Annotated in this window: 11 protein-coding genes; 5 read left to right on the forward strand and 6 right to left on the reverse strand. The window is 68.5% G+C overall.

Features of this window, described 5'->3' with window-relative positions; all coding sequences use genetic code 11:
* Window positions 1-184 precede the first annotated feature (184 nt).
* From LMA02_RS10450 to LMA02_RS10465, 4 genes are all read left to right on the forward strand, one after another.
* Window positions 185-3,403: an efflux RND transporter permease subunit gene (locus tag LMA02_RS10450; protein WP_228904739.1), complete on the forward strand. Its 3,219-nt coding sequence runs from the start codon at window positions 185-187 to the stop codon at window positions 3,401-3,403.
* A complete protein-coding gene (locus LMA02_RS10455) occupies window positions 3,393-4,568 on the forward strand; it encodes an efflux RND transporter periplasmic adaptor subunit (RefSeq protein ID WP_228904743.1) in 1,176 nt (391 codons plus the stop codon). Before LMA02_RS10450 ends, LMA02_RS10455 begins: the two co-directional genes overlap by 11 nt.
* Window positions 4,561-5,976 carry an efflux transporter outer membrane subunit gene (locus LMA02_RS10460; protein ID WP_228904745.1) on the forward strand — a complete coding sequence of 472 codons (1,416 nt, stop codon included), beginning with the start codon at window positions 4,561-4,563 and terminating at the stop codon, window positions 5,974-5,976. The genes LMA02_RS10455 and LMA02_RS10460 overlap by 8 nt, the downstream gene beginning before the upstream one ends.
* Before the next feature lie 110 nt (window positions 5,977-6,086).
* A complete protein-coding gene (locus LMA02_RS10465) occupies window positions 6,087-6,344 on the forward strand; it encodes a DUF4148 domain-containing protein (RefSeq protein WP_228904747.1) in 258 nt (85 codons plus the stop codon).
* Between the two features lie 85 nt (window positions 6,345-6,429).
* On the opposite strand, the gene LMA02_RS10470 is transcribed toward LMA02_RS10465, so the two are convergent.
* Genes LMA02_RS10470 through LMA02_RS10480 form a run of 3 tightly spaced genes read right to left on the reverse strand, consistent with a single transcriptional unit; the run spans window position 6,430 to window position 9,195 of the window.
* Window positions 6,430-7,095, reverse strand: a complete 666-nt coding sequence (locus LMA02_RS10470; protein ID WP_228904749.1) for a response regulator transcription factor — start codon at window positions 7,093-7,095, stop codon at window positions 6,430-6,432.
* A 19-nt stretch (window positions 7,096-7,114) separates the two neighbouring features.
* Window positions 7,115-8,509 carry a sensor histidine kinase gene (locus LMA02_RS10475; RefSeq protein ID WP_228904751.1) on the reverse strand — a complete coding sequence of 465 codons (1,395 nt, stop codon included), beginning with the start codon at window positions 8,507-8,509 and terminating at the stop codon, window positions 7,115-7,117.
* 11 nt (window positions 8,510-8,520) lie between these two features.
* On the reverse strand, window positions 8,521-9,195 hold the full coding sequence (locus LMA02_RS10480; protein ID WP_059679325.1) for a response regulator transcription factor: 675 nt from the start codon (window positions 9,193-9,195) through the stop codon (window positions 8,521-8,523).
* Between the two features lie 216 nt (window positions 9,196-9,411).
* Between LMA02_RS10480 and LMA02_RS10485 the strand changes: the two genes are divergently transcribed.
* A complete protein-coding gene (locus LMA02_RS10485) occupies window positions 9,412-9,714 on the forward strand; it encodes a DUF4148 domain-containing protein (protein ID WP_228904753.1) in 303 nt (100 codons plus the stop codon).
* Window positions 9,715-9,813: 99 nt separating this feature from the next.
* Here LMA02_RS10485 and cyoD read toward each other — a convergent pair whose 3' ends face one another.
* From cyoD to cyoB, 3 genes are read right to left on the reverse strand one after another with little or no spacing between them, the layout of a single operon-like run.
* Window positions 9,814-10,146: a cytochrome o ubiquinol oxidase subunit IV gene (gene cyoD, locus LMA02_RS10490; RefSeq protein ID WP_006759069.1), complete on the reverse strand. Its 333-nt coding sequence runs from the start codon at window positions 10,144-10,146 to the stop codon at window positions 9,814-9,816.
* Window positions 10,147-10,755 (reverse strand): cytochrome o ubiquinol oxidase subunit III, encoded by a 609-nt coding sequence (gene cyoC / locus LMA02_RS10495; protein WP_006753712.1) that lies wholly within the window; start codon window positions 10,753-10,755, stop codon window positions 10,147-10,149. It abuts the gene before it with no gap.
* Window positions 10,755-12,761 carry a cytochrome o ubiquinol oxidase subunit I gene (gene cyoB / locus LMA02_RS10500; RefSeq protein ID WP_228904755.1) on the reverse strand — a complete coding sequence of 669 codons (2,007 nt, stop codon included), beginning with the start codon at window positions 12,759-12,761 and terminating at the stop codon, window positions 10,755-10,757. The genes cyoC and cyoB overlap by 1 nt, the downstream gene beginning before the upstream one ends.
* Window positions 12,762-12,763: the final 2 nt, after the last annotated feature.

Raw genomic sequence — 12,763 nt, forward strand, 5'->3', positions numbered from 1 at the left:
CGCCGTGCCCCGCCTTGCCGCACCGCCCGCCCGTCCTGTCCGCCCTTTCCTAAAACATCTTTCATCCTGGCCCGCGCCCGGCGTTAAGCGGCGCCACGCACACTGCGCGAGCCGATGCGGGCTCACGCCGCGCTTCGGCACCTCGCTGACAGGCCGGCGCCCCGCGCCGGCGGAGACCTCGCCGATGCTGAAACTCGTCCGACTCGCGCTCGCGCGCCCCTATACGTTCATCGTCCTTGCGCTGCTGATCCTGATCGCGGGACCGCTCGCGGCACTGCGCACGCCGACCGACATTTTCCCCGACATCCGGATTCCGGTCATCAGCGTCGTGTGGAATTACGCGGGCCTGCAGCCGGCCGACATGGCCGGGCGCATCGTCACGTACTACGAGCGCACGCTCGGCACGACGGTCAACGACGTCGCGCACATCGAGTCGCAGTCGTTCCGCAGCTTCGGGATCGTCAAGATCTTCTTCCAGCCGAGCGTCGACATCCGCACCGCGACCGCGCAGGTCACGTCGATCTCGCAGACGGTGCTCAAGCAGATGCCGCCCGGCACCACGCCGCCGCAGATCCTCAACTACAACGCGTCGACCGTGCCCGTGCTGCAGCTGGCGCTGACGAGCGACACGCTCAACGAGCAGCAGCTCGGCGACTACGCGACCAACGTGATCCGGCCGCAGTTGCTGTCGGTCGCCGGCGTCGCGGTTCCGTCGCCCTATGGCGGCAAGGTGCGCCAGGTGCAGATCGACCTCGATCCGCAAGCGCTGCAGGCGAAGGGGCTGTCCGCGCAGGACGTCGCGACCGCGCTCGCGCAGCAGAATCAGATCATCCCGGCCGGCACGCAGAAGATCGGCCGCTTCGAGTACAACATCCGCCTCAACGACAGCCCGCTGAGCGTCGACCAGCTCAACGCGCTGCCGATCCGGACCGTCAACGGCGCGGTGATCTTCATGCGCGACGTCGCGCACGTGCGCGACGGCTTTCCGCCGCAAGGCAACATCGTGCGCGTCGACGGCCGCCGCGCGGTGCTGATGAGCATACTGAAAAGCGGCTCGGCGTCGACGCTCGACATCATCGCCGGCGTGAAGGCGCAGTTGCCGCGCATCGAGGCAACGCTGCCGCCGTCGCTCAGGCTCGTCGTGATGGGCGACCAGTCGGTGTTCGTCAAGGGCGCGGTGAGCGGCGTCGCGCGCGAAGGGCTGATCGCCGCCGCGCTCACGTCCGCGATGATCCTGCTGTTCCTCGGCAGCTGGCGCTCGACGCTGATCATCGCCGCGTCAATTCCGCTCGCGGTGCTGGCGGCGATCGCCGCGCTCGCCGCCGCGGGCGAGACGCTCAACGTGATGACGCTCGGCGGGCTTGCGCTCGCGGTCGGCATTCTCGTCGACGATGCGACCGTCACGATCGAGAACGTGAACTGGCATCTCGAACAGGGCAAGGACGTGCGCAGCGCGATCCTCGACGGCGCGTCGCAGATCGTCGCGCCCGCGTTCGTGTCGCTGCTGTGCATCTGCATCGTGTTCGTGCCGATGCTGCTGCTCGACGGCGTCGCGCGCTTCCTGTTCGTGCCGATGGCCGAAGCCGTGATCTTCGCGATGATCGCGTCGTTCGTGCTGTCGCGCACGTTCGTGCCGATGATGGCGCGCTACCTGCTGCGCCCGCACGCCGCCCATCCGGCGGCCGTGCTCGCGCCGCACGGCGCGCCATTCCCGACGCCGCGAGCGCGCAATCCGCTCGTCTCGTTCCAGCAGGGCTTCGAGCGCCGCTTCGCGGCCTTGCGCACCGGCTACCGTGCCGTGCTCGGCCTCGCGCTCGCGCACCGCGCGCGCTTCGTCGTGCTGTTCCTCACAGCGGTCGCGCTGTCGTTCGTCCTGGTGCCGGGGCTCGGCCGCAACTTCTTCCCGTCGGTCGACGCGGGCGAAATCGCGCTGCACGTGCGCGCGCCGATCGGTACGCGCATCGAGGAGACGGCCGCGCTGTTCGATCGCGTCGAGCGCACGGCGCGCGGCGTCGTGCCGCCGCGCGCGCTCGCGAGCATCGTCGACAACATGGGGCTGCCGAACAGCGGGATCAATCTCACGTACAGCAACAGCGGCACGATCGGCCCGCAGGACGGCGACATCCTCGTGTCGCTCACCGGCGAGCACGCGCCGACCGCCGACTACGTGAAGAAGCTGCGCGCCGTGCTGCCGCGCGCGTTCCCGGGCGTCACGTTCTCGTTCCTGCCTGCCGACATCGTCAGCCAGATCCTCAACTTTGGCGCCCCCGCGCCGATCGACGTACAGGTGACGGGCCCCGATCTCGCGGCGAACCGTGCGTATGCGACCGAGCTGCTGCGGCGCATCCGCACGGTGCCGGGCGTCGCCGACGCGCGCGTGCAGCAGGCGTCGACCTATCCGCAGTTCACGGTGTCGGTCGACCGCGCGCTCGCCGCGCAGCTCGGCATCACCGAGCAGGACGTCACCAATGCCGTCGTCGCGAGCCTGTCCGGCACGAGCCAGGTCTCGCCGACCTACTGGCTCGATCCGCACAACGGCGTGTCCTACCCGATCGTCGCGCAGACACCCCAGTACCGGATGACGTCGCTGTCGGACCTGCGCGCGCTGCCCGTCACGGGCCGCTCGGGCGCACCGCAATTGCTCGGCGGCCTCGCGACGATCGTACGCGGCCAGACCGACGCGGTCGTGTCGCACTACGACATCGCGCCGCTGGACGACATCTTCGCGACGACCCAGGACCGCGATCTCGGCGCGGTCAGCGCCGACATCGAGCGCGTGCTCCACGCAAGCGCGGCCGACTTGCCGAAGGGGTCGCGCGTGACCCTGCGCGGCCAGGTGCAGACGATGAGCAGCGCGTTCGGCGGGCTGCTCGCGGGCCTCGCCGGCGCGGTGCTGCTGATCTATCTGCTGATCGTCGTGAACTTCCATTCGTGGCGCGACGCGTTCGTGATCGTGAGCGCGCTGCCCGCGGCGCTCGCCGGCATCGTGTGGATGCTGTTCGTCACGCGCACGCCGCTGTCGGTGCCGGCGCTGACGGGCGCGATCCTGTGCATGGGCGTCGCGACCGCGAACAGCATCCTGGTCGTCACGTTCGCGCGCGAGCGGCTCGCGCACACGGCCGACGCGACCGTCGCCGCGCTCGAGGCCGGCTTCACGCGCTTCAGGCCCGTGATGATGACCGCGCTCGCGATGATCATCGGCATGGCGCCGATGGCGCTCGGCCTCGGCGACGGCGGCGAACAGAACGCGCCGCTCGGCCGCGCGGTGATCGGCGGCCTGCTCTGCGCGACCGTCGCGACGCTCGTGTTCGTGCCCGTCGTGTTCAGCCTCGTCCATCGGCGCGATCGTGCGCCCCACTCCGAATCCCCGTCCCTCACTCCGGGAGAACAGCATGTCCACTGAATTCGACGTCCGTCCCCCCGCCACGCCGCGTTACCTGAAACCGCTCGCGATCGCCGGCGTGATCGCGGCACTTGCCGCCGCCGCGGCCGGCGCCGTCGAGCGCGCGCACGATGCGCGTGAAGTCGCCGCGTGGACCGCCAGCCAGGCGATCCCGACCGTCGCGACGGTCGCGCCGCAGCCGGCCGCCGCCGATGCGCTGGTGCTGCCAGGCCGCCTCGACGCCTACGTCGATGCGCCGATCTACGCACGCGTGCCCGGCTACCTGCACGCGTGGTACGTCGACATCGGCACGCACGTGAAGGCCGGCCAGTTGCTCGCGTCGATCGACACGCCCGACCTCGACCAGCAGCTGCAGCAGGCGCGCGCCGACCTGCAAAGCGCGAATGCGAACGAACGGCTCGCGGCCGTCACCGCCGCGCGCTGGTCCGAGATGCTCGCGCAGGATTCGGTGTCGCGCCAGGAAGCCGACGAGAAGCGCAGCGATCTCGATGCGAAACGCGCGGCCGTGGCCGCCAGCACCGCGAACGTGCGGCGGCTCGAGGCGCTCGAATCGTTCAAGCGCCTCACCGCGCCGTTCGATGGCGTCGTGACCGCGCGCAAGACCGATGTCGGCGCGCTGATCGACGCGGGCAGCGGCAACGGCGCCGAGCTCTTCACCGTCTCGGATGCACGGCGGCTGCGGCTCTACGTCCATATTCCGCAGGACGACGCGGGCGCGATCCGTGCGGGCATGCATGTCGCGCTGACCGTCCCCGAGCGTCCCGGCACGACGTTCGATGCGACGCTCGCCGATTCCGCCCAGGCGATCGATCCTGCTTCCGGCACGCTGCTTGCGCAGTTCTCGATCGCGAACCCGGCAGGCACGCTGTTCCCGGGCGAATACGCGCAGGTGCGGATCGCGGTGGCCAACGCCGCGCACGCGCTGACGATTCCGGCGAGCACGCTGATCTTCCGCCACGACGGGTTGCAGGTCGCCGTGCTCGACACGACCGGGCATGCGCGCTTGCGCCACGTGTCGATCGCGACCGATCTCGGCACGCGCGTCGAGATCGCGTCGGGGCTCGCGGCGAGCGACCGCGTGATCGACAATCCGCCCGATTCGCTCGCGGACGGCGACCCGGTGCGCATCGCCGGCACCGCGACGAAGGAGCCTGCGCATGGCTGACCGTACGCTCGCTGCTTGGCTCGGCAGCGCCGCGCTGCTCGCCGGCTGTTCGTTCGCGCCGACGTATCACGCGCCGGCCGTGCCGGTGCCGGCCGCGTTTCGCGAAACCGGCCCGTGGGTCGATGCCGCTCCGGCCGATCGCCTGCCGCGCGACGGCTGGTGGCGCGTGTACGGGGACGCGACACTCGACCGGCTCGAGCCGCTCGTCGCACGCGCGAATCCGGACCTCGCCGCCGCCGTCGCACGGCACGACGAAGCGGCTGCATTGTTCGACGAGGCGCATGCCGCGTTGCTGCCGACCATCGGCATCGGCGCGGAGACCGACCGCGACCGGCAGTCCGCACGCCGGCCGCTGCGCGGCAGCGGGCAGCCCGACGTCTACGAATCGAACACGCTCGACGCCGGGCTCGGCTACGACATCGATCTGTGGGGCAAGGTCCGCAACACGGTCGCCGCCGGCCGCGATCACGCGCAAGCCGCGGCCGATGATCTCGCATCCGTCCGGCTCAGCCTGCAGGCCCGCGTCGCCAGCACCTACTTCGATCTCGCGGGACTCGATCGTGAAGCGGGCTCGCTCGCGCAGACGATCGATGCGTACCGCCGTGCGTGGCAACTGACGGTCAGCCGCCATCGCGGCGGCCTCGCATCGGGGCTCGATGTATCGCGCGCGCAGACGCAGCTCGCGCTCGCGCAGGCGCGCGCATCCGACATCGCCGCGCGCCGTGCGCTCGACGAGCATGCGATCGCCGTGCTCGTCGGCGTATCCGCGTCGACGTTCTCGCTGCCGGCCGCCGCCGCGCTGCCCGCCGTTCCGTCGATTCCGACCGGGCTCGCGTCGACGCTGCTCGAACGCCGCCCGGACATTGCCGCCGCGGAACGCCGCGTCGCGGCCGCGAACGCACGGATCGGCGTCGCGCGCGCCGCGTACTTCCCGGACCTGTCGCTCGGCCTCGATGCGGGCTTCCAGAGCGACACGTTCTCGCCGTGGCTCGCCGCACCGAACGAAATCTGGTCGATCGGGCCGCGCCTCGCGACGACACTGTTCGACGGCGGCCTGCGTGCGGCGGGTGTACGCCACGCACGCGCGCAGTTCGCCGAACAGGGCGCACGTTACCGCAGCGTCGTACTGGCGGCGTTCCGCGAAGTCGAGGACGATCTCGCGCTGCTGCACCGGCTCGGAGACGAATCGGCCCAGGACGACACAGCACTCGTCTCAGCGCAGCAGTCGCTTGCGCTTGCGATGTCGCGCTATCGCGACGGCGCCGTCAGCTATCTCGACGTGGTCACCGCGCAGACCACCGAGCTCGATACACAGATCGCGTCGCTCGACGTCGATGCCCGACGCCTGCAGGCGTCCGTCGCGCTGGTACGCGCGCTCGGCGGCGGCTGGCGCGACGCGCGTTCATGAACGTTTCTTCATCGGCGCGCCCGGTGCCCGACGGAGCGCGCCCGATAACGTGTGACCTGCCGGCTTCGCATTCGCGGCGCCGGTCTCCGCCCTTCGCAAAGGATCACGTCATGAAGACACTGCTGTTCGCCACCCTGCTCTGCGCCCTCTGTGTCGCGCTGCCCGGCCGTGCCGCCGCATCGCAATCCGCCGCGGCGAGCGCGCCGCAGACGCTTGCATCGACCGCCCCCGCGCCGGCGTCATCGCGCGATGCGTGGCATGCGCCGCCGGTGACGCCGCTCACGCCCGCCCAGGTCTATCGCGAGCTCGTTCGCGCCCAACGCGATGGCCAGCTCGCGCAACTCAACCGCGAGCTTTATTCCCACTGATTGCGCCGCAACGGCGACGCCGCGCGCCATGCCGCCGGCGTCCGTTCGCCATTCGCCGTTCTCAAGCCCGAGCGATACCGCGTCGTCAACCGCCGGCATCGAACCTGAATCCGAATCGCGCAACCGTCTCGATGCGCGCGGAAAACGCGTGCGCGACGAGCTTGCGCCGCAGCCGCACGACCAGCGCATTGACGGTTTCCGGTTCGATGTCGGCTTCGCCCCATGCGTAACGCAGCACGGCATCGCGCCCGACCGGCCGCCCGGCTTCGCGCAGCAGGCATTCGACGACACGGAATTCGCGTGCGCTGAGTGCGAGCCTGCGGCCGCGCTCCTCGAGCGCGCGCGTGGCCGCGTCGAGCCGCACCGACTCGCGCAACGCGATGACGCCCGCGCGACGCCACAGCGCGCGCAAGCGTTCGTGCAGTTCCACGAACGAACACGGCTGGGCAAGACACACGTCGCAGCCGGCCTGCAGCATTCGCGCACGCCGTGCGGGCGTCGCACCGACGACGAGCGCGGCGATCGTCGCGCCGCCAGCCGAGGCGGCAAGCCGCGGCAACATGTCGAGCAGCACGGTCCCGGCAGCCGCATCGGGTTCGACAAGCACGATCGCGTCGAAGCGGTCCTGCGTCGCCGCGAAGCAGCCGTCGCGCCACTCGTCGACGCGCTCCACACCGTGCGTGCTTTCGCGGAACGCCTTGTTGAGCCGCGCCGCCTCCGGCGTCGGGGGGGAAATCAGCAGGATGCGCATCGATCGTTTTCCCGTGCGCTCATCCGAGCGAGCGCGGCCAGCATTCGACGGTGATCGCCGCACCGGCCGGCTGCGCATCGCCGATCCGCAGCGCGAAGCCGTGCACGCGCATCACCGCCGACACGATGCTCAATCCGAGCCCCGAACCGTTCACGTGACGCGTGCGCGCGCCGCGATAGAAGCGCTCGAGCACCGCGTCGCGCTCGCCCGGTGCGATCCCGGGCCCGGTGTCCTCGAACCGCACGAGCGGGCCGTTCGGCGTCGCGTGGAGCGCGACGCGCACGCGACCGCCGGGCGGCGTGAACTTGATCGCGTTGTCCGCGAGATTGCTGAATGCCTCGAACAGCAACGCTCGGTCGCCATGAATACCGTCGACCGGCATCGCGTCGAGCCCGAATGCGACGCCGCCCGCTTCGGCGAGCGGCTCGTACAGCTCGCACACGTCGCGCAGCAATGCCGCGACGTCCACCGCGGCGAACCCGCCGCGCCGGCTCAGCGTCCCGATCTCGGAGATGCGCAGCATCGCGCGAAAGCGCTCGAGCAGCCGGTCGGTTTCATCGCGCGCCGACGCCAGCAGTTGCGCCGACGCCGGATCGTGCGCGCAATGCGGCTGTTCGGCGAGCCGCGCCAGCATCGTATGCACGCGCGCGAGCGGCGTGCGCAGATCGTGCGCGATGCCGTCGCAGGTGTGACGCACCTCGCCCATCAGCCGCTCGACTTCGTCGAGCATGTGGTTCACGAGATGCGCGAGCAGGTCGAGCTCGTCGTAGCGGCCCACCGGCAACCGCTTGCCGAGATCGCCCTCGGCGATCTGTCGCGTGACGCGCCGGATCGCGGCGACGCGGCGGATCTGCCGCATGCCGAGCATGCTGCCGCCCGCGATGCCCGCGATCAGGATCAGCACGCCGCCGATCACGAGCCCGCGGATCGCGACTTCGCGAATCTGGATGAAATGCGACAGGTCGCGCGCAACCACCAGCGTCATCCCGTCGTCGCGATGCACGGCCATCGCGCGCGTGATCGGCGCGGGCTGGCCGTCGAGCGGCACGAGCGTACGGTCAAGCGTGCGTCCACGGCGATCCGTGCGCAGCGCGGGCGGCGGCGTCGCGATGTCGCCGGCCACGCGGCGCCCGCTCGCGTCGAACAGTCCGTAGAAATTCGTATGCATGTGCTCGTGCTCGAGCCGCCGGTGAATCGCAAGCGGCAGCTCGGCGTCGGGGATCGAATCGAAGTAGATCAGTTGCCACGCGAGCACCTCGTCGGTGTCGCGCGCCATCGTATGCGTCGCGGCGACGTTGATCACGCCCGCGAGCAGCAGCAGCGAAACCGAGAAGATCGCCGCGTACGCGCACAACCACCGAAACGTCGTCGTATGCCAGCGACGCGTGAAGTTCGCCGCACGGTCCGCATCCATCCGTGCCTCCGTCATCGGAGCATGTAGCCCGAGCCGCGCACGGTCTGGATCATCGGCACGGCGCCCGGTGGGTCGATCTTCTTGCGCAGCCGCCCCATGTGGACATCGATCAGGTTGGTGCCCGGATCGAAGTGATAGCCCCACACGGCCTCGAACAGCATCGTGCGCGTGATCGTCTGCCCCGCGTTGCGCATCATGAATTCGAGGACGCGAAACTCGGTGGGCAGCAACGGAATCTCGTCGACGCCACGGCGCGCGCAACGCGAAATGAGGTCGAGTTCGAGCGCGCCGACCGTCAACAGCGTCTGCTGAGGCACGCCCGAGGCCTGCCGGCGGCGCAGCAGCACTTCGATACGCGCGCTCAGCTCGCCGGAATCGAACGGCTTGGTCAGGTAGTCGTCGCCGCCCGCGCGCAGCCCACGGATGCGCTCGTCGACGTCGCCGAGCGCGCTCAGCATCAGCACCGGCGTATCGATACCGACCGTGCGCATCGCGGTCAGGATCGCGAGGCCGTCAGCGCCGGGCAGCATCCGGTCGAGCGTGATCGCATCGTAGGATGCGCTCATCGCGCGCATCATTCCTTCGCGGCCGTTGTCGATCCAGTCGACCTCGAATCCGCGCGCGGTCAGTTCGCCAACGATCTCGTTCGCGGTCACCGCATCGTCTTCGACCGTCAGTACTCGCATGTCCGTCCTCGCAATGGCTGTCACGACGCGCTTATCGATGCGCGCGCAACTATCGTAGCCGTGTCGATCGCCGTCCGGCGTTAGATGAAAATAGCTTCATTCGGCATCGGGCGAATGCGGGTGAAAGATGTTTCATCCGTGCGTCGCCCACCTGGCTCCGCGCGCTGCCTACGCTGACGTCATGCGGCATCGAGCCGCGAATTCAGGAGCCACCGGATGAAACTGTCGATTACCGTCGCCTGCATGCTAAGCGCATGCGCCTGCACCGCCGCGTTCGCGGCGCCTCACCTGACGCCGCAGGAATGCAACGCCTACCCGTTCGTTCACACGCGGCACGAAGTCACGCACGCGGATCTCGTGCGCGAGCTGACCGAACTCGAACAGGTCGGCTACGATCCCTCGCACAACAGCCCCTACTATCCCGACGATCTCGACGGCGCGCAGCAGCGGCTCGCCGCCGAATATCGCGCGGACTGCACGCATGCACTGACGGCGGACGCGCGCACGGACACGCACTGACCGGCGTGCGCGGCGCGCCGAAATAGAAAAAGGCGACACGCGCGTGCCGCCTTTTTGCATGAATGCGCATGGAGATCGTCCGCTGCGCCGCGATGCCGCTCAGCGCGACATCATGTTCATGCTGACGTTGTGCATCACCCACAGCGTGCCGACGATCAGGATCGCCGCGGTCAGCACGGTGTAGCTGAACGCCATCACGTTCCAGCGCTGGCCGGACGAGCCGTTCATGTGCAGGAAGTACACGAGGTGCACGACGATCTGCACGAACGCGAGCGCGGCCAGCGCGATCAGCGATGCGTGCGGCGACAGCACGCCGCCCATCACGAGGCCGAACGACGCGGCCGTGAGCAGCACCGACAGGATGAACCCGGCGACATAGCCGCCGACGCTGCCGTGCCCTTCTTCGAGTTGAGACGAATGCGAATGGGCCATTTAGATCACGCTCGCGAGATAGACAAAGGAAAACACGCAGATCCACACGATGTCGAGGAAGTGCCAGAAGAGGCTCAGGCACGTCAGACGCCGCAGGTCGCGGTCGGTCAGGTCACCGCCGCGCAATACGATCTGCCCCGCGAGCACGATCATCCACAGCAGGCCGGCCGTCACGTGCAGCCCGTGCGTGCCGACCAGCGTGAAGAACGCGGACAGGAACGCGCTGCGCTGCGGGCCCGCGCCATCCGCGATCAGGTGCGAGAACTCGCGCAGTTCCATCGCGAGGAACGCCGCGCCGAGCACGAACGTCACCGCGAGCCACGCGAGCAGCGCGCCGCGCCGCTGCTTGTACGCGGCCAGCATCGCGAAGCCGTAGGTGATGCTCGACAGCAGCAGCGCGGCGGTTTCGACCGCGACGCCCGGAATGTCGAACAGGTCCTTCGCGGTCGGACCGCCCGCGTGCTGGTTGCCGAGCACCGCGAACGTCGCGAACAGCGCCGCGAAGATCACGCAGTCGGTCATCAGGTACAGCCAGAAGCCGAACACCGAGTGCGACGGCGGATGGTCGTCGTGCTCGAGCAGGGTTGCGCTCAAGGTTTTCTGCAGCATCAGTTGGCCTCCAGTTCCACGTCGTCGACACGCGTGGCCACGCGCGCCGCCGGTTGCTTCTCTTCGATCTTGCGCACTTTCGACGCCGGGATGTAGTAGCCGTCGTTGTCACGCGAGCTGTAGACCACGAGCGTCGCGATGATGCCGACCAGTCCGCCGATCGCCATCCACCAGATGTGCCATACCAGCGCGAAGCCGAGCACCAGGCTGAAGACCGCGATGACGAGACCCGCACACGTGTTCGACGGCATGTGGATGTCGCGGATCGTCGCCGGGTTCGGCCGGCCGTCGCCGCGTGCCTTCATGTCGGCGTACGCGTCCAGCGTGCGCACTTGCGGAAGCACCGCGAAGTTGTAGTCGGCCGGCGGCGACGATGTCGCCCATTCCAGCGTGCGGCCGCCCCACGGATCGCCCGTGGTGTCGCGATACGCCGGCAGGTTGCGGTTGCGGATGCTGACGACCAGTTGCAGCAGCTGGCAAGCGATGCCGATCGCGATCAGCACGGCGCCGAACGCGGCGACCAGCAGCCACGGATGCCACGCCGGGTTGTCGTAGTGGTTCAGGCGACGCGTCATGCCCATGAAGCCGAGCACGTAGAGCGGCACGAATGCGACGTAGAAGCCGATCTGCCAGAACCAGAACGCGGCCTTGCCGAGCTTCTCGTTCAGCTTGAAGCCGAACGCCTTCGGGAACCAGTAGTTGAAGCCCGCGAGATAACCGAACAGCACGCCGCCGATGATCACATTGTGGAAGTGCGCGATCAGGAACAGGCTGTTGTGCAGCACGAAGTCCGCGCCCGGGATCGCCATCATCACGCCGGTCATGCCGCCGAGCGTGAACGTGACCATGAAGCCGATCGTCCACAGCACGGGCGTCGTGAATTCGATCCGGCCGCGGTACATCGTGAACAGCCAGTTGAATACCTTCACGCCGGTCGGGATCGCGATGATCATCGTCATGATGCCGAAGAACGCGTTCACGTTCGCACCGGACCCCATCGTGAAGAAGTGATGCAGCCACACGAGGAACGACAGCACCATGATCGCGCAGGTCGCGTACACCATCGTCTTGTAGCCGAACAGCGGCTTCTTCGAGAACGTCGCGATGACTTCCGAGAAGATGCCGAACGCCGGCAGGATCAGGATGTACACCTCCGGATGGCCCCACGCCCAGATCAGGTTCAGGTACAGCATCGCGTTGCCGCCGGCTTCGTTCGTGAAGAAGTGCATGCCGAGGTAACGGTCGAGGCCGAGCAGCGCGAGCGTCGCGGTCAGGATCGGGAACGACGCCATGATCAGCACGTTCGTGCAGAGGGCCGTCCACGTGAACACCGGCATCTTCATCAGCGTCATGCCGGGCGCCCGCATCTTGATGATCGTCACGAAGAAGTTCACGCCGGTCAGCAGCGTGCCGACGCCCGAGATCTGCAGCGCCCACAGGTAGTAGTCGACCCCTACCCCCGGACTGAACTGCAGCTCCGACAGCGGCGGATACGCGAGCCAGCCCGTCTGCGCGAACTCGCCGATCACGAGCGACACGTTGATCAGGATCGCGCTGACCGCCGTCATCCAGAAGGACAGCGAGTTGATGAACGGGAACGCGACGTCGCGTGCGCCGATCTGCAGCGGCACGACCAGGTTCATCAGGCCGACCATGAATACCATCGCCATGAAGAAGATCATGATCACGCCGTGTGCCGTGAAGATCTGGTCATAGTGGTGCGGCGGCAGGTAGCCGGGCGCGTTGTACGCGAGCGCGAGCTGCATGCGCATCATGATCGCGTCGGCGAAGCCGCGCAGCAGCATGATCAGCGCGACGATGATGTACATCACGCCGAGTCTCTTGTGGTCGACCGTCGTCAGCCATTCCGTCCACAGCCACTTCCAGCGGCCGGTGATCGTCAGCGCGGCGAGGATGCCCAGCACGACCAGCCCCATGAAGGCGCCGGCCACCATGATGATGGGCTGATCGAACGGGATCGCCGATAGTGTGAGTTTTCCGAACATGC

The organism is Burkholderia sp. B21-005, assembly GCF_020843965.1.
In the GTDB taxonomy this organism is placed as follows: Bacteria; Pseudomonadota; Gammaproteobacteria; order Burkholderiales; family Burkholderiaceae; genus Burkholderia; species Burkholderia ambifaria.